General features: G+C 72.3%; 21 protein-coding genes. 11 read left to right on the forward strand and 10 right to left on the reverse strand.

Going from position 1 to position 19,736, the window contains the following annotated elements:
- The first annotated feature begins 10 nt into the window (after positions 1-10).
- From ACIDOF_RS07060 to ACIDOF_RS07080, 5 genes are all read left to right on the forward strand, one after another.
- Positions 11-406, forward strand: coding sequence for a YidH family protein (locus ACIDOF_RS07060; protein ID WP_409004827.1), 396 nt, complete (start codon positions 11-13; stop codon positions 404-406).
- A gap of 572 nt (positions 407-978) precedes the next feature.
- The gene (locus tag ACIDOF_RS07065; RefSeq protein ID WP_409004935.1) at positions 979-1,263 is read left to right on the forward strand and encodes a DUF202 domain-containing protein; all 285 of its coding nucleotides are present in this window, start codon (positions 979-981) and stop codon (positions 1,261-1,263) included.
- Positions 1,264-1,389: 126 nt separating this feature from the next.
- Positions 1,390-1,686 (forward strand): hypothetical protein, encoded by a 297-nt coding sequence (locus ACIDOF_RS07070; protein WP_409004828.1) that lies wholly within the window; start codon positions 1,390-1,392, stop codon positions 1,684-1,686.
- Positions 1,687-1,966: 280 nt separating this feature from the next.
- Positions 1,967-2,989 carry a phosphotransferase family protein gene (locus ACIDOF_RS07075; RefSeq protein WP_409004829.1) on the forward strand — a complete coding sequence of 341 codons (1,023 nt, stop codon included), beginning with the start codon at positions 1,967-1,969 and terminating at the stop codon, positions 2,987-2,989.
- 6 nt (positions 2,990-2,995) lie between these two features.
- Positions 2,996-4,210, forward strand: a complete 1,215-nt coding sequence (locus tag ACIDOF_RS07080) for an acyl-CoA dehydrogenase family protein (protein ID WP_409004830.1) — start codon at positions 2,996-2,998, stop codon at positions 4,208-4,210.
- A gap of 8 nt (positions 4,211-4,218) precedes the next feature.
- Here ACIDOF_RS07080 and ACIDOF_RS07085 read toward each other — a convergent pair whose 3' ends face one another.
- The 3 genes from ACIDOF_RS07085 to ACIDOF_RS07095 are packed head-to-tail and all read right to left on the reverse strand — an operon-like array spanning position 4,219 to position 7,283.
- A complete protein-coding gene (locus ACIDOF_RS07085; protein WP_409004831.1) occupies positions 4,219-4,815 on the reverse strand; it encodes a TetR/AcrR family transcriptional regulator in 597 nt (198 codons plus the stop codon).
- 54 nt (positions 4,816-4,869) lie between these two features.
- Positions 4,870-6,549, reverse strand: coding sequence for an AMP-binding protein (locus ACIDOF_RS07090; protein WP_409004832.1), 1,680 nt, complete (start codon positions 6,547-6,549; stop codon positions 4,870-4,872).
- Complete coding sequence (locus ACIDOF_RS07095; protein ID WP_409004833.1) at positions 6,531-7,283, reverse strand: SDR family oxidoreductase; 753 nt, start codon at positions 7,281-7,283, stop codon at positions 6,531-6,533. Before ACIDOF_RS07095 ends, ACIDOF_RS07090 begins: the two co-directional genes overlap by 19 nt.
- A gap of 213 nt (positions 7,284-7,496) precedes the next feature.
- Between ACIDOF_RS07095 and ACIDOF_RS07100 the strand changes: the two genes are divergently transcribed.
- The 3 genes from ACIDOF_RS07100 (at position 7,497) to ACIDOF_RS07110 (ending at position 10,980) form a co-directional block, all read left to right on the forward strand.
- Positions 7,497-8,744: an exo-beta-N-acetylmuramidase NamZ domain-containing protein gene (locus ACIDOF_RS07100; protein ID WP_409004834.1), complete on the forward strand. Its 1,248-nt coding sequence runs from the start codon at positions 7,497-7,499 to the stop codon at positions 8,742-8,744.
- A gap of 79 nt (positions 8,745-8,823) precedes the next feature.
- On the forward strand, positions 8,824-10,161 hold the full coding sequence (locus tag ACIDOF_RS07105) for an MFS transporter (protein WP_409004835.1): 1,338 nt from the start codon (positions 8,824-8,826) through the stop codon (positions 10,159-10,161).
- A gap of 216 nt (positions 10,162-10,377) precedes the next feature.
- Positions 10,378-10,980 carry a hypothetical protein gene (locus tag ACIDOF_RS07110; protein WP_409004836.1) on the forward strand — a complete coding sequence of 201 codons (603 nt, stop codon included), beginning with the start codon at positions 10,378-10,380 and terminating at the stop codon, positions 10,978-10,980.
- Positions 10,981-11,070: 90 nt separating this feature from the next.
- Here the strand turns inward: ACIDOF_RS07110 and ACIDOF_RS07115 are convergent, their stop codons facing one another.
- Both ACIDOF_RS07115 and soxR read right to left on the reverse strand, forming a co-directional pair.
- Positions 11,071-11,583 carry a hypothetical protein gene (locus ACIDOF_RS07115; RefSeq protein WP_409004837.1) on the reverse strand — a complete coding sequence of 171 codons (513 nt, stop codon included), beginning with the start codon at positions 11,581-11,583 and terminating at the stop codon, positions 11,071-11,073.
- Positions 11,584-11,748: 165 nt separating this feature from the next.
- Entirely contained in the window at positions 11,749-12,210 is a 462-nt protein-coding gene (gene soxR, locus ACIDOF_RS07120) for a redox-sensitive transcriptional activator SoxR (protein ID WP_409004838.1), read from the reverse strand.
- A gap of 97 nt (positions 12,211-12,307) precedes the next feature.
- Between soxR and ACIDOF_RS07125 the strand changes: the two genes are divergently transcribed.
- Positions 12,308-12,772, forward strand: coding sequence for a MaoC family dehydratase (locus ACIDOF_RS07125; protein WP_409004839.1), 465 nt, complete (start codon positions 12,308-12,310; stop codon positions 12,770-12,772).
- Between the two features lie 4 nt (positions 12,773-12,776).
- Here ACIDOF_RS07125 and ACIDOF_RS07130 read toward each other — a convergent pair whose 3' ends face one another.
- The 3 genes from ACIDOF_RS07130 to ACIDOF_RS07140 all read right to left on the reverse strand — a co-directional run bounded on the left by ACIDOF_RS07130 (position 12,777) and on the right by ACIDOF_RS07140 (position 15,141).
- Positions 12,777-13,403, reverse strand: a complete 627-nt coding sequence (locus ACIDOF_RS07130; RefSeq protein ID WP_409004840.1) for a TetR/AcrR family transcriptional regulator — start codon at positions 13,401-13,403, stop codon at positions 12,777-12,779.
- 227 nt (positions 13,404-13,630) lie between these two features.
- Positions 13,631-13,921, reverse strand: coding sequence for a YiaA/YiaB family inner membrane protein (locus ACIDOF_RS07135; RefSeq protein WP_409004841.1), 291 nt, complete (start codon positions 13,919-13,921; stop codon positions 13,631-13,633).
- A gap of 68 nt (positions 13,922-13,989) precedes the next feature.
- Complete coding sequence (locus ACIDOF_RS07140) at positions 13,990-15,141, reverse strand: acyl-CoA dehydrogenase family protein (protein ID WP_409004842.1); 1,152 nt, start codon at positions 15,139-15,141, stop codon at positions 13,990-13,992.
- A gap of 87 nt (positions 15,142-15,228) precedes the next feature.
- Between ACIDOF_RS07140 and ACIDOF_RS07145 the strand changes: the two genes are divergently transcribed.
- Together ACIDOF_RS07145 and ACIDOF_RS07150 are read left to right on the forward strand one after the other, a co-directional pair.
- Positions 15,229-15,897: a TetR/AcrR family transcriptional regulator gene (locus ACIDOF_RS07145; RefSeq protein ID WP_409004843.1), complete on the forward strand. Its 669-nt coding sequence runs from the start codon at positions 15,229-15,231 to the stop codon at positions 15,895-15,897.
- A 77-nt stretch (positions 15,898-15,974) separates the two neighbouring features.
- The gene (locus ACIDOF_RS07150) at positions 15,975-16,946 is read left to right on the forward strand and encodes a DMT family transporter (RefSeq protein WP_409004844.1); all 972 of its coding nucleotides are present in this window, start codon (positions 15,975-15,977) and stop codon (positions 16,944-16,946) included.
- On the opposite strand, the gene ACIDOF_RS07155 is transcribed toward ACIDOF_RS07150, so the two are convergent.
- Together ACIDOF_RS07155 and ACIDOF_RS07160 are read right to left on the reverse strand one after the other, a co-directional pair.
- Entirely contained in the window at positions 16,912-18,243 is a 1,332-nt protein-coding gene (locus ACIDOF_RS07155; RefSeq protein WP_409004845.1) for an MFS transporter, read from the reverse strand. The two genes, ACIDOF_RS07150 and ACIDOF_RS07155, sit on opposite strands and share 35 nt — an antisense overlap.
- 382 nt (positions 18,244-18,625) lie before the next feature.
- On the reverse strand, positions 18,626-19,708 hold the full coding sequence (locus tag ACIDOF_RS07160; RefSeq protein ID WP_409004846.1) for a Zn-dependent alcohol dehydrogenase: 1,083 nt from the start codon (positions 19,706-19,708) through the stop codon (positions 18,626-18,628).
- Positions 19,709-19,736 lie beyond the last annotated feature (28 nt).

Raw genomic sequence — 19,736 nt, forward strand, 5'->3', positions numbered from 1 at the left:
GGTGCGGAAGGTGAACGGGTTCGTGGAGTCGTTGCGGCTGTGGTTCGCCCCCGCGCGGGTGCGCGAGGAGGGCGAGACGCCGGACTACCGTTTCTCGCTCGCCAACGAGCGCACCTTCCTCGCCTGGATCCGTACGGCGCTCGCGCTGGTGGGCGGCGGTTTCGCGGTCGACCAGTTCCTGCCGGACCTGCCCTGGGGCTGGCGGGTGGCACTGGCGCTCGCGCTGCTCGTGGTGGGCGTGCTGTGCGCGCTGCGGGCGGTCAATCACTGGGTGCGCTGCGAACTGGCGATGCGCCGCGGCGAGGACCTCCCGGCCTCCCGCTTCCCCGCACTCCTCGCACTCGCGGTCGGCCTCGTGGCCCTGGCGATGGCGGTGGTGGTCCTCTTCGGCTGGGCGGAGAGATGAGCGAGGCCGATGAGCCCGGCGGGCCCAGTGACCCCAGCTCGCCCAGCGACGCGGACGGGCCCGGCGGCTCCAGTGGGCCAGGTGACTCGGACGCGCCCAATCGCCCCGGCGCCCCCGGCAACGCCGACGGTCCCGGTGGCCCCGGTGGCCCCGGTGTCCCGGTCGGGCCCCACGGCCCCAGCGGACCCGGCAACGCCGACCACCCCGGCGGCCTCGGTGCCCCGGGCGGGCCCAGGGCCCCCGGCGCCCCCGGCGGATCCAACTTCCCCGGCAACGCCGACAGGCCGGGTGGCTCCGGTGCCCCTGGCTACTCGAAGGAACGCGGCGGCCCCAGCGCCCCGGTCGGGCCCCACGGCCCCAGCAGCCCCGGTAACACCGACCACCCCAGCAACACCGCCCGGCCCCGCTCTTCCAGCGGCCCAGGCGGGCCCGGCACCCCCGACACCCCCGGTGCGCCGAACACCCCCGACACCCCCGGTGCGCCCAGCGTCCCCGACGCACCTGACGCCCCCGGCACCCCCAGCACGCCGAACACCCCCGCACCCCCCACCCCTCCCCACCGCGACCCCGGGCTGCAGCCGGAGCGGACTCGGTTGGCTTGGCGGCGTACGACGTTGTCCTGCACGGTTGCCGCCGTGCTGGCGGGGAAGCAGGCGCTGCACGGTGGGGCGGGGCCGTTGGCGCTTGCCGCGGCCGGGCTTTCGCTGGTGCTGTGGCTGGTGTTCGTGGCGGTCGCCAACCGGCGCATTCGTGCCCTGGCGAGCCCCCGGCCCGCGACGATGCGCTGGTCGACGGCCCTCGGCGCGGCCGGCTGCACGGTGGGCCTCGCTGTCTTCGCGGTGGCCGTGGTCCGCTGAGCGGTGGTGGGGGGGGTGAGGCCTATGCCCGGTCCCGACCCGACCCCCGCAGAACGGCGCGAATCCGGCATACGGGTCTAGCCTGGAGCCGTCACCCACCCCCGGAACGCACCGAAGGTGAGCAGTATGACCACCCTCCACCAGGAGCACCCCACGCACGAGCACATGCACGGCGAGGGCTGCGGGCACCCGTCCGTCACGCACGGCGACCACGTCGACTACGCGCACGACGGCCATCTGCACCGTGCGCACGAAGGCCACTGGGACGAGTGCGAGCCCGCGGGGCACCAGGCCCACGAGGGGCACGAGCACATGCACGGCGAGGGCTGCGGCCACCAGGCCGTCCCGCACGGCGACCACATCGACTACGTCCACGACGGGCACCGGCACGCCGAGCACGACGGCCACTGGGACGACCACTGAGCGGACACCGCCCGAAACACCCCGCGCCGCCCAGGCCGCCCTTCCCCCGCTGCCGCCCCTCCTGGCAGGCTCTCCCCGGAGAGACCCGCCAGGAGGGACCGGTGGGCGGGGGTTCCGTTTGACCGGTCGACCGGCCCTCTGCAACCGCGATGCAGCCGCGGAAACAGGGCGAGAGTCCGATCACTTTCGGCTGACAGGGTAGACGGCATACCGACTGGTCGGCATGATGCTTCCCGTAGTACCTACGCACGCACGGGTCAACTCACAGGGAGCGACAAGCATGGCCTCAGACCAGCCACCGGGCCTCGACCTAGACGCACTCCGCGGCCACCTGGACCGCGTGCACCCCGGACTCGTGCGCGGTCCGCTCGACGGACGGCTGATCGAGGGCGGCCGCTCGAACCTCACGTACGCGGTGACCGACGGGACGGACCGGTGGGTGGTGCGCCGGCCGCCGCTCGGGCACGTCCTCGCGACCGCGCACGACATGAAGCGCGAGCACCGGGTGATCAGCGCGCTGCGGGACACCGCCGTGCCGGTGCCGAAGGCGCTGCTGCTGTGCGAGGACGAGTCGGTGCTCGGTTCGCCGTTCTACGTCATGGAGTTCGTGGAGGGCACGCCGTACCGCACCGAGGCCGAGCTGACGGCGATCGGGGCGGAGCGGACGCGGGCGGCCTGCTTCAACCTGGTGGACACGCTGGTCGACCTGCACGCCGTGGAGCCGGAGGCGGTGGGGCTCGGCGACTTCGGCCGGCCCGAGGGCTTCCTCGACCGTCAACTGCGGCGCTGGGGCAAGCAGTTGGACGCGTCCCGCAACCGTGAGCTGGCCGGGATCGACGAGCTGCACGCGGCGCTGGGCCGGGAGCTGCCCGCCTCCCCCGCGGCGACCGTCGTGCACGGCGACTACCGCCTGGACAACGTCCTCATCGACGACCGCGAGCAGATCACCGCGATCCTCGACTGGGAGATGTCGACGCTCGGCGACCCGCTGACCGACCTCGGTCTGCTCGCCATGTACAGCGCGCGGCTCGAACTCCCCGACTCCCCCATCTCCACGACCGCTTCGGCGCCCGGGCACCCGGACGCGCGCGAGCTGATCGAGCGGTACGCCGCGCGCTCGGGGCGCGACGTGTCGGCGGTCTCCTGGTACACGGCGTTCGCCTGGTTCAAGCTCGCCGTGATCCTCGAGGGCATCCACTACCGGTACACGCTCGGGCAGACCGTCGGCCCCGGCTTCGACCGCATCGGCGAACTCGTACCGCAATTCATCGAGCACGGCCTGACCACCCTTCAGGAAGGCTGACCCGCAATGGACTTCGCATTCGACGCCCGCACCGAGGAGCTCCGTACGAAGCTGCTCGCGTTCATGGACGAGTACGTGTACCCGGCACAGCCGGTGCTGCACGAGCAGCACGCGCGGCTGGACTCGCCCTGGGAGGTGCCGCAGATCGTCGAGGACCTCAAGGCGGAGGCCCGCCGGCAGGGCCTGTGGAACCTCTTCCTGCCGGACGCGGAGCACGGGGCCGGGCTGACCAATCTGCAGTACGCGCCGCTGGCCGAGATCACCGGCCGCGCCTCGCAGTTGGCGCCGACCGCGCTGAACTGCGCGGCCCCGGACACCGGCAACATGGAGGTGCTCGCGCAGTTCGGCGACGAGCAGCAGAAGAAGCAGTGGCTGGAGCCGCTGCTCGCCGGTGAGATCCGCTCGGCGTTCGCGATGACGGAGCCCGAGGTGGCCTCGTCGGACGCGACGAACATCGAGACGCGGATCGAGCGCGACGGCGATGAGTACGTCATCACCGGGCGCAAGTGGTTCATCTCCGGGGCGATGAACCCCAACTGCAAGATCTTCATCGTGATGGGCAAGACCGACCCCGACAACGCGGACGTGCGCCGCCAGCAGTCGATGATCCTGGTCCCGCGCGACACCCCCGGCCTGACCGTGAAGCGCGCGATGACGGTGTACGGCTACGAGGACCACTGGCACGGCGGGCACGCCGAGGTGGTCTTCGACCGGGTGCGGGTGCCCGCGTCCAACCTGATCGGCGAGGAGGGCGGCGGCTTCGGCATCGCGCAGGCGCGGCTCGGCCCCGGCCGCATCCACCACTGCATGCGGCTGATCGGCATGGCGGAGCGGGCGATCGAGCTGATGTGCCGGCGGGCGGTGTCCCGTACGGCGTTCGGGAAGTCGCTCGCGCAGCAGGGCGTCGTGCAGGAGTGGATCGCGGACGCGCGGGTGGCCGTGGAGCAGTTGCGGCTGCTCGTCCTGAAGACGGCCTGGCTGATGGACACGGTCGGCAACAAGGGCGCGCACACCGAGATCCAGGCCATCAAGATCGCCACCCCGCGCACCGTCGTCGACATCATCGACCAGGCCGTCCAGCTGCACGGCGCGGGCGGCGTCAGCCAGGACTTCCCGCTGGCCGAGCTGTGGGCGTCGGCGCGCACCCTGAAGCTGGCCGACGGGCCGGACGAGGTGCACCAACGCTCCCTCGCCCGGCGGGAGTTGAAGCAGTACCTGTGACCTGAGGGTCAGGGGCGCAGGGCGCGCAGCAGCAGGTCGGCGAGGTGATCGGCGACCTGCTGCTGCGTGAGCGGGCCGTCCGGGCGGTACCACGTGGACAGGTGGTGCACCGAGCCGAAGTGGTAGTCCACGACGAGGTCGGCCGGGGTGGCGGTGGAGAAGACGCCGTCCTTCTGGCCCTCCTCGATCAGGGCCCGGAACCGCTCGTGGTAGCGGCGGCGCTCGGCCCGCACCTGCTTGTTCTTCTCGGGGCTCAGGTGGTGCATGGAGCGGAAGAAGATGGCGGCGTCGTCGAGGTTCTCGATGGTGGTGACGACGACGTCCGCGGCGGCGTCGCGCAGCCGCTGCTCGACGGGCGCGTCCGAGTCCGCGTACGCGTCGAGGCGCTCCTGCTGGAGCCTGAGGACGCGCGCGTAGACCTCCTGGAGCAGGTCCTCCTTGGAGCCGAAGTAGTGGTAGAGCGCGCCCTTGGTGACGCCCGCCGCCTCCACGATCTCCTGCACGGAGGTCCGGTCGTAGCCCTGCTCGGCGAAGAGCCGGGTGGCGGCGGCCAGGAGCCGCTGGGGGACGGGCGTGCCGGCGTCGGACTCCGTCACCTTGGCCATGGCCGCCACCTGCCTTTCGTACGTCTGCTGCTACGGGTGGGAACCGTATGCGATCTACGGGTGGGAACGCAGTTCCCGTCGGAGGATCTTCCCACTCGTGGTCTTCGGGAGCTCCGGCAGGATCTCCACCTCGCGCGGGTACTTGTACGCCGCGAGCCGCTCCTTGCAGTACGCGGCGAGGTCGTCCGGGTCGGCGCTCGTGCCGGGGCGGAGGCTGACGTACGCCTTCACGGACTCGCCGCGGTAGCTGTCGGGGACGCCGACGACGGCGGCCTCGCGGACGGCGGGGTGGGTGTAGAGGACGTCCTCGACCTCGCGGGGCCAGACCTTGAAGCCGGAGGCGTTGATCATGTCCTTCTTGCGGTCGACGACGTAGAGCCAGCCGTCGGCGTCCATGAAGCCGATGTCGCCGGTCCGCAACTCGCCCTGCGGGAAGGTGTCCTCGGTGGCCTCGGGGCGGCGCCAGTAGCCGGGGACGACCTGCGGTCCGGTCACCGCGATCTCGCCGTGCTCGCCGAAGGGCACGTCCGCGCCGTTCTCGTCGACGATCCGGACGACGGTGTCCGGCCCGGGCAGCCCCACCGACAGCGTCCCGGAGGCCGGGTCGACGGGCGCCTCGTGCTGCGGCGGCACGGAGGCACAGGGCGCGGTGCACTCAGTGAGCCCGTAGCCGTTGCGGATGTACGGGCCGAAGCCGGCGCGGAACTTCTCCACCAGGGCGGGCGGCAGCGGGGCGCCGCCGGAGGAGATGACCTCGAACGAGGAGAAGTGGTCGCGGGTGACGTCCGGGTGCGCGGCGAGGGCCATGAACGCGGTGGACGGGCCGACGGTGTAGTGGGGCCGGTGCTCCAGGAACGCGTCCAGGACCACGCCCGCGTCGAAGCGGTAGGCGAGGGCGAGCGTGCCGGTGTTGGCGAAGCAGGCGGCGAGTTCGCAGACCATGCCGGTGATGTGGAAGAGCGGCGCGAGCGCGAAGTAGGTGGCGCCCTCGGCGATGCCGTGCCCGCCGCGCTGCCGTTCGGCGTTGTACGTGATGTTGCCGTGCAGGTTCATGGCGCCCTTGGGGGTGCCGCTGGTGCCCGAGGTGTAGCTGATCAACGCGACGCCGTCGGCGGCCGGTTCGCGGTCCGCGGGCGGTGCGTCGCCCGTGCGGGCGACGGTCACGAGGTCGTCGGCGTCGGCGGCCTGCGGGAGCCGCTCGAAGCCGAGGACGCGGGCGTCGTCGCGGCTCTGCAGGTCGCGTTCGCAGGCGGTGAGCACGATCCGCACCGGCGAGTCGGCGGCCGTGTCGCGCAGGTAGGCGTCCCAGGCGCGGTCGGAGCAGATCAGGCCGGTGACGTCGGCGTCGTGCAGGACGTGCCGGACCTCGCCCGCCTTGTACATGGGGTTGACGGGGACGACGGTGCCGCCGGCCTTCCAGACGCCGAGGACGGCGAGGACGAAGTGCGGGCTGTTCTGCAGCATGACGGCGACCCGGTCGCCGGGTTCGAGCCCGCGGGCCGCGAGGTGCCCGGCGACGGAGTCGCTGAGCGCGTCCGTCTCCGCGTACGACAGGCGGCCGTCGAAGTAGGCGAGGGCGGTGCGCTGCGGAGCCGCCGCGGCGGCGGTGCGGAAGGCGTGCACGACGGTCGGCGGCGGGTCGGCGGGGGCGCGCTGGGCCTCGTTGAGCCGGCCGAGCCAGGGCTTGGCGGCGTAGCGGCCTTCGGGGGTCACGGTCACTGGGCGGCCTCCCACTTCTGCTGGATGTGGTTCATGTTGCCGAGCCAGCGGTCGGGTTCCGCGGCGCGGGCGGCGTAGTAGCCGGCGACCTCCGGGTGCGGAAGGATCAGGAACCGGTCGTCGGCGATCCCGGCGAACAGCGCGTCGGCGACGTCCTCGGGCTCGATGGCGGTGGGCGCGAGGACGAGTTCGCCGGCCGAGCCGGCGGCGGTGAGCATGTCGGTGCGCACCCCCTGCGGGCAGATGGCGTGCACCTTGAGGCCGCGGTGCCGGTACGTCAGGGACAGCCACTCGGCGAAGGCGTACGCGCCGTGCTTGGTGACGCTGTACGGGGCGGCGCCGACCATGGTGAGCAGGCCCGCGGCCGACACGGTGGAGACGAACCGGCCCTCGCCGCGCTCCAGCCAGCCGGGCAGCAGGGCGTGGGCGGCGCGGACGTGCGCCATCACGTTGACGTCCCAGGCACGGGCCCACACCTGCTCGTCGGCGGCCTCGGTGCCGCCGGAGGCGAGGCCGGCGTTGGCGCAGTACACGTCGACGGTCCCGCCGAGCGCGTCCCGTGCGGGCTCGACGGCGGCGGAGGCGTCTCCGGGCACGGCGACGCCGCCGATCTCGTCCGCGACGGCCTTCGCCTTGTCCGGGTCCAGGTCGTTGACGGCGACCCGCGCGCCCTCGGCCGCGAACCTGCGGGCCAGCGCGGCGCCGATGCCGGCCCCCGCCCCCGTGACGACAACTGCCTTGTCCCGCATGCTCTCCACCCTGGTCTCTCCCTCAGGAACGGCTCGTGCCGGGCGTGTGATCGACCTCGACGCGATCGCAGACTAACCAGTCGGTATGGAGCAGGGGAAGGGGCCGAACGCGACGGTCCGTGTCCGGTTCGTTCCGTGCGGGGCGCACGCGCGCTAGCGTGCGCCCCGCACACGGCAGCCGCCGCACCCCGCCGATGTCACGGAGGTCATGGAATGAATCTCTCCAGACGGAGCCTGCTCGCCGCCGGTACGGGGGCGCTCGCCGCGACGGCCGCCGCGTCGCCCGCGCTCGCCGACACCGCGGGCGGCGCGACCCGGCTGCGCACCGGCTTCGAGCAGCTGGCCGCGGACGGGTACGGGCTCCTCGCCGGCGAGCGGGTCGGCGTCGTCACCAACCCGACGGGCGTGACCCGGGACGTCCGGCACGTGGTGGACGTGATGCACGCCGACGAACGCGTCGACCTGGTCGCGGTGTTCGGCCCCGAGCACGGCTTCCGCGGCACGGCGCAGGCGGGCGGTTCGGAGGGCCGGTACGACGACCCGGCGACGGGCCTGCCGGTGTTCGACACGTACCAGAAGAGCGGGCAGGCGCTGGCGGACATCTTCACGGAAGCGCGCGTGGACACCGTCGTCTTCGACATCCAGGACGTGGGCGCGCGCTTCTACACGTACATCTGGACGCTGTACGACTGCATGGTGGCCGCCGAGCTGGCCGGGAAGCGGTTCGTGGTCCTGGACCGGCCGAACCCGGTGTCGGGGCGGGCGGCCGAAGGGCCGGTGCTGCACAAGGAGTTCGCGACGTTCGTGGGGCGCGAGCCGATCGCGCAGGCGCACGGGATGACGGTCGCGGAGCTGGCGCGGCTGTTCAACGCGGAGTTCCTGAAGCGGCCGGTCGAGCTGGAGACCGTGCTGATGGAGGGCTGGCGCAGGGACGCCTACTACGACGCCTCGGGCCTGCCGTGGGTGCCGCCGAGCCCGAACATGCCGACGCCGGAGACGGCTCTCGTGTACGCGGGGACGTGTCTCTTCGAGGGCACGAACCTGTCGGAGGGGCGGGGCACGACGCGGCCGTTCGAGCTGCTCGGCGCCGAGGGGATCGACCGGCGGTGGGCTCAGGCGGCGAACGAACTCGGCCTGCCGGGCGTGCACTTCAGGGAGGCGTACTTCGCGCCGACGTTCTCGAAGTTCCAGGGCAAGACGATCGGCGGGGTACAGCTGCATGTGCACGACCGGGGCCGGTTCGACGCGGTGGCGACCGGGATCGGGCTGCTGGTGACGGCGAAGCGGAGCTGGTCGGGCTTCGCCTGGCGCAGCGACCACTGGATCGACAAGCTCACGGGATCGACGCAGGTGCGCACGATGATCGACGCCGGGGCCGAGGCGGCGGAGGTCGTGGCCGCCTGGCAGGGCGAGTTGGCGGAGTTCCGGGCGGTGCGGCGGAAGTATCTGGCGTACCGCTGACCGAACCCGGCGTCTCAATATCCGGGACCGAACGTCCCACGTATTGACTGCACGCTACACCGATCGCCACAGTGCCGACGTGATCGACGACGACCCCACCACCAGCGAACCCGGCAAGGCCACCGCCCCCGCCGCCGCCTCGACGGACGAGAGTCCGGAGAGCCTGCGCCGGGTGGCGGTCGCCAGCTTCATCGGCACGGCCATCGAGTTCTACGACTTCTACGTCTACGGGACGGCCGCCGCGCTCGTCCTCAACGACGCCTTCTTCCCCAACCTCACCCCCGTCAACGGCACGCTGGCCGCGTTCTCCACGTACGCGGTGGCGTTCGCGGCACGGCCCATCGGCTCGCTGGTCTTCGGACACTTCGGGGACCGGGTCGGCCGCAAGTCGGTGCTCGTCGCCTCGCTCCTCCTGATGGGGCTCTCCACGGCGTTCGTCGGCCTGCTGCCGGGCTACGGGGCGTGGGGCATCTGGGCGCCGCTGCTGCTCGTCCTGCTGCGGTTCCTGCAGGGCGTCGGGCTCGGCGGCGAGTGGGGCGGGGCGGCGCTGCTCGCGGTGGAGCACGCGCCGCGCGGGAAACGCGGGATGTTCGCGGCGTTCCCCCAACTCGGCCCGTCCGTCGGGTTCTTCGCGGCCACCGGCATCTTCTGGCTGCTCTCGTCCGTGCTCGACGACGAGGCGTTCCGCAGCTGGGGCTGGCGCGTGCCGTTCCTGCTCTCGTTCCTGCTCGTGGCGGTCGGTCTGTTCGTCCGCCTGAAGATCAGCGAGACGCCGGTGTTCGCGCGCGTCATGGCCGCGCAGGAGGCGAGCCGCGCGCCCGCCCTGGAGGTGTTCAAGCGGCACCCGCGGGAACTGCTGCTCGGCGCGGGCGGCATGGTCGTCGCGTACGGCCTGTTCTACACGGCCACCACCTACTGCCTCGCGTACGGGACGAACACACTCGGGGTCTCGCGGAACACGATGCTCGCACTGTCCCTGGTGGCCTGCGTGTTCCTCGCCGCGGGCACCTGGTTCGCGGCGACCCGCTCCGACGCGGGCGGGCGGCGCCGGCTGGTCCTCGCAGGCAGCGGGCTCGCGGTGGTGTGGGGCCTCGTGCTCTTCCCGCTCATGGACACCGGGCAGCCGGTCCTGATCGCGATCGCGCTCGGCGGCGCGCTGTTCTGCATGGGCGTGGTGTACGGGCCGATGGGGGCGTATCTGCCGGAGCTGTTCGGGGCGCGGGTGCGGTACTCGGGTGCGTCGTTCGCGTACAACCTCGGCGGTGTGGCCGGCGGGGCGGTGGCTCCGCTGGTGGCGACGCGCCTGCAGGCGTCCTTCGGGTCGGGGGCGGTCGGGTGGTACGTCAGCGCGATGGCCCTGGTGTCGCTGCTGTGCGTGCTCGCGCTGCCGGAGACCCGGGAACGCGAACTGGGCTGACCGAGGTGCGGGCCGCGCTTACGTGAATCCCACAGCCGCTGTGATGGACTCCCGTTCACTCGGCGTTCCGACCGCACCGGCGAGCCGTGACGGATCGTGATGGGAGCCATCGAAAAACAGATGGAGCCGGATCGCGAGTCGATACGTCTATGTGGCGACGTCTTCTTTTCGCCGACGCCGAAGTAGCCGAAGCAGCAGCGACGGAGGTGCGATGCGGTGGCTGGATTCAGAAGCCTCGCGAGACAGGTCCGCGACGGACACAACGACTTGGCCCTGCGGCGGTACTCGCTGCGCAAGTGCCTGGAGCGATTCGCCCCTTACGGCCATCGGGCCACCTGGGACCACCTGTGCACCCGGGCCGGATTCGGCCCCGAGGACCGGTCCCCCGACCCGGCGCGGCTGACCGCCGCCCTGGACGAGCTGGAGGCGGCGCGGGCGGTGTGGCTCGCGTACGAGACGGACTTCGCGCACCGGCGCAAGCAGGAGAAGCACCACGGCCTGCGCCGCCCCGGCAGCGTCGACGACTGGCACCGGCTCACCTGGGGCGGCCACGGCGTCGCCTGGTGCGACGACCCGCACGTCCACCCCACGGAACCGCTCGCCGACGTGCTGCGCAAACTCATCGCCGCCCTCGAACGGGAGCCCGGGGACCACTGCCCGGTCTGCGCGTCCGCCGACATCGTCTGGAAGTACGACCTGGCGCACGAGCCGTCCGCGGGACCGGTGTGCACCGGCTGCGGCATCGTCGTGCCGCAGCCGGTCCTCGCACCCGGATCGCTCGCGCGGGCCCGGCAGTTCAGGACGCTCGTCACGGCCTGAGCGCGGTCACGCGTTCCGCCCCGAGCACGGCGGGGGTGCGCCGACGGCGCCGCACCCCCGTGCGCGGATCCCGCGCGGAGCCCGTGCCGGTCAGGGCACCTTCACGTCCGTGTGGATCGCCAGCTTGAACTGGGCGTGCATCAACGGGGTCTTGACCTTCACGTCGCCGGTGTCGCGCGCCGACACCTTGAAGCCCAGCGGCGTGCCCTTGCGCACGAACATCTGCCAGACGTACGAGCGGTACTGTCCGCCGCCCGTCGGTGCCGAGTCCGTCGTGGCCGTCGAGTCGTAGCCGGGGCCCAGCGGGTCCCGGACGAATCTCGCGCGGTACTCGTTGGGGCGGGAGTCCGGCTCCCAGAACACGAGCGCCGAGAGCACGCCCCAGCCGTCGTGGCTCGGCCAGATCAGGCCGGAGCGGGCGTCGGGGAACTTGGACGGCTCGCCGCCGCCGTGCGCGGGGTCGTGCATCTTCCAGGGGTCGTACGACTCCTGGTCCGAGGTGTACGGGAAGCGGACCAGGTGGTAGCCGTCGTTGTCGTAGGTGACGGCCTGCTTGCCGCCGCGGGCGGCGTCCCACAGCAGCGAGCAGATCACGAGACTCATGGGGCACTCCTTCTGACCGGGTCGGTCGGGCTGGGTCCGGGACGGTACCGCGTCCACGCGTCACGGCGCGCGTCCCTCCGCCCCAAGTCCCTTGCGGGTGGGGCGACTTGCCCTTGATTGATCCCCTCCCCGCCCCTTCCCGAAAGCCCCGCGACCCTTCGGGGCCTACTTGCGGTGCTCCGGGAGGAGGCGGGAGCCGGTCAGGCGGTCGCCGAAGACGTCGTCGGGGTTGGAGAGGACGCAGGTCTCCAGGGACAGGCAGCCGCAGCCGATGCAGTCCGTCAGGTGGTCCCGCAGGCGGCCCAACTGCTTGATCCGCTCGTCCAGTTCGGAGCGCCAGGTCTCGGAGAGGCGGGCCCAGTCGTCGCGGTTCGGCGTGCGCTCCTCGGGCAGTTGCGCCAGCGCGTCCCGGATCGTCGCCAGCGGGATGCCCACGCGCTGCGCGGCCCGGATGAACGCGACCCGGCGCAGCGTGTCCCGCGTATACCGCCGCTGGTTGCCGCTCGTACGGCGGCTGGTGATCAGGCCCTTGGACTCGTAGAAGTGCAGGGCCGAGACGGCGGCGCCGCTGCGCTGGGACAGCTGGCCGACGGTGAGCTCATGGACCTTCTCTGGAATCTGCGCCACCCCATCGACCCTACCTGCGCGATCCGTTGACAGGCGTCCGTACCGGCGAGCATGCTGAGCAAGCGCTTAGACATACTCTCGTGGGAGGCAGGACGACATGGCGGAGCCGAGGATCTTCAGGTCGGTCGAGGAGCTGCAGGCCGCGGTGGGCGAGGAGCTGGGCAGCGGTGACTGGCTGGAGGTCGACCAGAAGCGGATCGACCTCTTCGCCGACGCCACGGGCGACCACCAGTGGATCCACGTCGACCCGGAGAAGGCCGCGGACGGCCCCTTCGGCACGACGATCGCGCACGGCTACCTGACGCTGTCGCTGCTGCCCACGCTCGTGCCGCAGATCATGCGCGTGGAGAACGTCCGCATGGGCATCAACTACGGCACGAACAAGGTGCGGTTCCCCTCCCCCGTCCCGGTCGGCTCGCGGCTGCGGGCGACCGGCACGCTGAAGGACGTCACGCCCACGAAGGACGGCGGCGTGCAGATCACGACGACGGTGACGGTCGAGCGCGAGGGCTCGGACAAGCCCGCGTGTGTGGCGGAGTCGGTCTCGCGGTTCTACTTCTGAGCCCTCACCGCTGGGCTCCCACCATCCGCAGCACGAGGTCGGCGTACATCTCGCCGACCTCGTTCGGCGTCCAGCGGCCCGCCACGTTGAACCAGCGGGCCACGTCGATGCAGAGGGACAGCACGGCGAGGGTGGTGCCGGAGACGTCCGGCACCTCGAACTCGCCCGCGTCGACGCCGTCGCTGAGGATGCGGCGCACGGCGGCGTCGCAGCGGCGGCGCAGCAGGATCACCTCGGCGCGATGGTCCTCGCCGAGCGCGTCCAGCTCGTACTGCACCACGCGCGCGGTGGTGTGGTGTCCGGCGTGCCAGACGACGAAGGAGCGTACGGCCTCGGCGAGGCGGTCGGCGGCGGAGCCGGGGCCGTCGGCGGCGGACTCGAGGATGTCGAGCGCCTTGGTGTGACCGATGGTGCTGATCTTGTGGAGCAGCTCTTCCTTGGTCTTGTAGTGGATGTAGAGCGCGGCGGGGCTCATGCCGGCGCGGCCGGCGATGTCGCGGGTGGTGGTCGCGTGGTAGCCGCGCTCGGCGAACGCCTCGACCGCGGCGATCAGCAGCCGCCTCGCCGCGTCCGGGGTCACCTCGCCCCACGGCATGTCCTCGCCGCCGGTCTCCTCCGCCGCGGTCGTCATCACTGGCCCCTTCCCTCTCGCAGGACGAACACCATACCCCTGCCGGTGAGCAAGCGCTTAGGGTCGTGCCTGTTCGGGGGCCACGCCCCTGGCCGCGCCCCGTCAGGGGCGCGGGGAACTGCGCGAGCAACCACGGCGGCGGGAAGGCCGGACGACGGCGCAGGGGAGCCCCTCCGGCGATTGAGGAGCGGGGGCCGGGGGCGGAGCCCCCTGGGGGAGGCGCGGGCTTACGGCGTCTTGAACGGGTCGTGGTCCGCGAGGATCTTCTCCAGCCTCGCCTGGTCCACCCGGCTCACCAGCGCCCCCGCCTCCTGCCGGTCCCGTACGACCTTGGCGAGGGTGAAGGACGACGTCACGAGGTAGAGCATCGCGACGGCGAGGAAGGCCCGGATCCAGACGTCGACGTCCATGTAGAGGACGGCGATCACGACGGCCGCGAGGGCGACCGCGAACGACGCCACCGCCATGCCGTAGTACGCGGTGGTGCTCTGCTGCTTGATCGGCGCTTCGGATGTCATGACGGGAGGATCGTCCAGCGCGCCCCCGCCCTCCATCCGTACGGGTACTCAATCCCGCACACGCGTACTCAGAACGCCGAAATGCCCGTCAGCGCACGGCCGATGACCAGTTTCTGGATCTGGCTCGTGCCCTCGTACAGCGTCATCACGCGGGCGTCGCGCAGGAGTTTGCCGACCGGGTACTCGTCGATGTAGCCGTACCCGCCGAAGACCTGCAGGGCGTTGTTGGCCGCGCGCACCGCCGCCTCCGAGGCGAACAGCTTGGCCTTGGACGACTCGGTCGTGAACGGCTGCCCGCGGTCGATCAGGTCCGCGACCCGCCAGGTCAGCAGCCGGGCCGCGTCCACGTCGACCGCGATGTCGCTGATCAGCTCCTGGACGAGCTGGTGCTGCGCGATCGGCTTGCCGAACTGCTCGCGCTGACCCGCGTACGTGACCGCCGCGTCGAGCGCCGCCTGCGCGATGCCGACGCAGCCCGCCGCGACCGACATCCGGCCCTTGGCCAGCGCGGACATGGCGACCGAGAAGCCCTTCCCCGCGGGCCCGAGCATCGCGCTCGCCGGCACCCGCACGCCCTCCAGGACCAGTTCGGCCGTGGCCTGGCCGCGCAGGCCGAGCTTGCCGTGGACGGTGCGGCGGGTGAGGCCGGGGGTGCTCGTGGGGACCAGGAACGCGGAGACGCCGCGGTGGCCCGGCTCGGTGCCGGTGCGGGCGAAGAGCAGGACGACGTCGGCCCAAGTCCCGTTCGTGATGAACATCTTGGCGCCGTCGATGACGTACGAGTCGCCGTCCCGTACCGCCCGCGTCGTGAGGTTGCCCGCGTCGGAGCCGGTGCCGGGCTCGGTGAGGCCGAAGCAGCCGACGTACGCCCCGGAGGTGAGGCCGGGGAGCCACCGCTGCTTCTGCTCCTCGTCGCCCCACGAGGCGATCGTCTTGGCGACCAGGCCGAGGGAGACGGAGACGATGCCGCGCACCGACGAGTCGCCCCGGCCCAGCTCCTCGGTGACCAGGCAGTACGCGAGGTGGTCGCCGCCGGAGCCGCCGTACCGCTCGTCGATCGTGAGGCCGAGGAAGCCGACCTCGCCGAGCTTCTTCACGATGCCGCGGTCGACGCTCTCCGCCCGGTCCCACTCGACGACATGGGGCGTGATCTCCCGCTCGACGAAGTCCCGTGCGAGCTGCCGGACGGCGTTCTGTTCCTCGCTCAACTCCAGGTTCACCGGCTGCTCCCCACTTCTCGACGACCCCTGACCGCCACTTTAATTACCACTGCTAGTTTTTTGTCGGCAGGCCCTACTATGAGCCGCATGGCCCGACCGCGCAAGCCCCTGCTCAGCCGCGAACTGATCGTCGACACCGCCCGCGCGCTCGTGGACGCGGAGGGCCTCGCCGCGCTCTCCACCCGCCGCCTCGCCGCCGAACTGGGCGTCAGCGGACCCTCGCTGTACAACCACTTCCGTACGAAGGACCAGATCCTGGAGGCGGTCGCGGACTCGGTGAGCGCGCGGGTCGACCTGTCGATGTTCGAGGACGGCCGGCCCTGGCGGACCGCGCTGCACGACTGGGCGGTCTCCTACCGGGCGGCGCTCACCGAGCACCCGAACATCGTCCCGGTGCTCGCCCGCGGGCCCGGCCGCCGCCCGGCCGGACTGCGGCTCGCGGACGCGGTGTTCGGCGCGATGACCGCGGCGGGCTGGCCGGCCGCGCAGGCCACGTCGATCGGCGCCCTGATGCGGTACTTCGTGATGGGCTCGGCCCTCGGCTCGTTCGCGGGCGGCTTCGTCGACGACGAGACGGCGTACGACCCGGCCGACTACCCGCACCTCGGCCAGGCCCACCTGCTCGCCGACCGGCAGGAGAAGGTCGACGAGCGCGCCTTCGAGACGGGCCTGCAGGCGCTCCTCGACGGGCTCGCGGTGCAGTACGAGACGCTGGTCGCGGCGGGCCCCGACGGCCGACTCCCGCACGAGGAGTGACGGTTGCCCCGCGCGACGATTGACGGCTCTCGTCAATTCGTTCGGCGGCGAACCTTTCCGGCCTTAGTTTCGTTCCCATGAGCTCTTCCAACCGCACCGGCCGCCGCCCCGAGGTCCTCGCGATCGCGGCCGCCACCGTCACCGTCGTGCTGTGGGCCTCCGCGTTCGTCTCCATCCGCAGCGCCGGCGAGGCGTACTCGCCGGGCGCGCTCGCCCTCGGGCGGCTGCTCTCCGGCACGCTCGTCCTCGGCGTCATCTGGGCCGTGCGCCGGGGCGGGATACCGCCGCGGGCCGCCTGGCCGGGCATCGCCGTGTCCGGCGTGCTCTGGTTCGGGCTCTACATGGTCGCGCTGAACTGGGGCGAGCAGCTGGTCGACGCGGGCACGGCCGCGCTGGTCGTGAACGTGGGCCCGCTGCTCATGGCGCTGCTCGGCGGCTGGCTGCTCAAGGAGGGGCTGCCGCCGCGGCTGCTCGCCGGGATGGCGGTGTCGTTCGCGGGCGCGGCGATCGTGGGCCTGTCCATGTCGGGCGGCGGGGACGCCTCGCTGCTCGGGGTCGCGCTCTGCCTGGTCGCGGCGCTGACGTACGCGACCGGTGTCGTGGTGCAGAAGCCCGCGCTGCGGCACGCGAGCCCGCTGCAGGTCACGACGTTCGGGTGCGCGATCGGCGCCGCGGCCTGCCTGCCGTTCGCCGGGCAACTCGTCGACGAGGCGGCCCGGGCCCCGCTGTCGGCCACCCTCAACATGGTCTACCTGGGGGTCTTCCCGACGGCCCTGGCGTTCACGACGTGGGCGTACGCCCTGGCCCGTACGACGGCGGGGAAGATGGGCGCCACCACGTACGCGGTGCCGGCGATCGTCGTGCTGATGTCCTGGCTGCTGCTCGACGAGGTGCCGGGGTGGCTGACGCTGCTCGGCGGGGTGTGCTGCCTCGCGGGTGTGGCGGTGTCGCGCTCCCGGCCGCGCCGGGCCCGCGACACCGCCCCACTGCCCGCACCCGCGGGCGACGCGGAGGTCAGCGGGCAGCAGCCCGTCCGGCGAGAACCTTGATGCTGAACAGCGCGACGACCGCGAGCAGGATGATGTACGCCGACACCGACATCGACGTGCCCGTCGCCTCCAGGAGCAGCACCATCACGAACGGCGCGAGCCCGCCGCCCGCGACCGCCGCGATCTGGTAGCCGAGCGAGGCGCCCGTGTACCGCATCTCAGCGGTGAACAGCTCGGCGAACAGGGCGGCTTGCGGCCCGTACATGATGCTCAGGAAGCAGCTGCAGATGAACGTGCCGACGGCCAGCCAGAGCAGGGAGCCGGTGTCGATGAGCAGGAACATCGGCACCGCCCACACGGCGAGCCCGGCCGCGCCGAGGCCGTAGATGCGGATGCGGCCGATCTTGTCCGAGAGGGCCGCGGAGAGCGGGATCAGGGCGAGCTGGGTGAGGCTGATGCAGAGCGAGACCATCAGCACGGACTCGCGTTCCATGTGGAGTTCGCGGGTCGTGTAGTCGAGCACGCCGGTGATGATGATGTAGAACGTCGCGGTGTTCACGGCGAAGGAGCCGCCGGCGAGGAGCACCGTGCCGAGGTGGCCGCGCAGGATCGTGCGCAGCGGGGAACGCTTGGCGCCCTCGCCCTTCTCCTTCTCGGCGAGCGCCCGCTCGGCCTCCTTGAACGCGGGGGTCTCCTCGACCCGGGCGTGGATGTACCAGGCGAGGCCGAGCACCAACAGGCCGACCAGGAACGGCAGTCGCCACCCCCAGGCGGCGAAGTCCGCGTCGCTGACGAAGGCGCCGGCGACGAGGAAGACGGAGTTGGCGGTCACGACGCCGATGGGCACGCCGAGCTGGACGAGGCTGCCGTAGAGGCCGCGCTTGCCCTCCGGGGCGTACTCGGTGGCCATGAGCATCGCCCCGCCCCACTGGGCGCCGACGGCGACGCCCTGCATGATGCGCAGGACGACCAGGAGCAGCGGGGCGGCGATGCCGATCGTCTCGTACGTGGGGAGCAGGCCGATGCCGGTGGTGGCGAGGCCCATCAGGGTCAGGGCCATGACCAGCATGGGCTTGCGGCCGCGCTTGTCGCCGAGCTGACCGGCGATGATGCCGCCGATCGGGCGGGCCAGGAAGCCGACGGCGAACGTCGCGAAGGAGGCGAGGACGCCGGCGGACGGGCTGCCCGCGGGGAAGTAGAGCTCGCCGAGGACGAGGGCGGCGGCGATGCCGAAGACGAAGTAGTCGTACCACTCGACGGCGGAGGCGAGCGCGGCCGCGGTGGCCACCCTGCGGCGGTGCTTGTCCGTCGGTCCTTGGGCGGATGCGGGCGTGACTGCGGAAGGTGCCGAGTCCATGCGGATGCACACTCCGGTGGGTGCGGGGACGGTGGAATCGGGGGGCGGCGCCGGTGATGTGCGGGGAACGTACCGACCAGTCGGTGCGCGGTCAACGGGTCGTGCGGTCACAGTTTTTGCCGGGCGTTTGCCCGGGGCCCACCTGCGCTTGAGCAGCACGACGGCCCCGGCCGCGGGGGGGTGTGCGGTCGGGGTCGTGGGTGGGTGCGGGCGCGGGTGCGGGTGTTGGCGCGGGTGTGGGTGTGGGTGCGGGTGCGTCGTGGTGCGGGCGGGATCTTCCCCTACCCGCCCCTTCCCGAAAGCCTCCGGCGGTGTTCGTTCGGCTGCGGCGCCGTCGTGGCTGGTCGCGCAGTTCCCCGCGCCCCTGAGGGGCGGGCCCCTCCTAGTCGAAGACCACCAGTGCCCGCCCGCCCCTGCCCGCCAGCATGTTCTCGAAGGCCGTCGGGATGCCGTCCAGGCCGATGCGTTCCGTGACCAGGGAGGCGAGGTCGAGGCGGCCCGCGCGGACGTGTTCCGCGAGGACCGGCAGGTCGCGTTCCGGGTCGGAGTTCCCGTACACGCAGCCGGACAGGGTGCGGCCCCAGTGGAAGATCTCCAGGGCGTTGAAGCTGACCTGCTGGTCCTTGCCGCCGATGCCGACGACCGTCGTACGCCCGCCGCGCCGCGTGGACTCCCAGGCCGTACGGATCGTCACCGCCCGGCCCACGCACTCCACGGCCACGTCCGCGCCCTGGCCGCCGGTCAGCTTGCGGATCTCGCGGGCGGTGGTGTCGGAGGCGACGACGTACTCGGTGGCGCCGGCCGCGCGGGCCAGCTCCTCCTTCTCCGGGGAGACGTCGACGGCGACGATCAGGCCCGCGCCCGCGATCCGGGCCGCCTGCAGTGTGGCGAGGCCGACGCCGCCGACGCCGAAGACGGCCACCGACTCGCCCTCGCGTACGCGCGCGGAGTGGTGGACCGCCCCGTACCCGGTGAGGACGGCGCAGCCGAGGAGGGCGGCGTCGGTGAGCGGCACCCCGTCCGGCACCGGCAGCACGCAGTTGGCGGCGACGACGGTCTCCTCGGCGAACGCGGCGACGTTCAGGCCGGGGTGCAGCTCGGTGCCGTCGGGCAGCTTGGCGTAGACGTCCGCGGCGCCGGCGAGCGCGTGGGAGCAGAGCCAGACCTCGCCGATCGAGCAGGCGTGGCAACTTCCGCAGGACGGCGCCCAGTTGAGGACGACGCCGTCGCCGGGGGCCACGTGGGTCACGCCCGCGCCGACGGAGACGACGGTGCCCGCGCCCTCGTGGCCGAGCACGCAGGGCGTGGGCACCCGCATGGTGCCGTTGGACAGGGACAGGTCGGAGTGGCAGACCCCGGCGGCGGCGAGGCGGACCCGGACCTGGCCGGGGCCGGGCTCGGGCAGGTCGATCTCCACCAGCTTCAGCGGAGCGTCGACGGCGGGCAGAACGGCGGCGCGGACCACGTACGTACTCCTCTTTCGGCTCTTTCGG

This window comes from Streptomyces sp. Da 82-17, assembly GCF_046098215.1.
Taxonomy (GTDB): Bacteria; Actinomycetota; Actinomycetes; order Streptomycetales; family Streptomycetaceae; genus Streptomyces.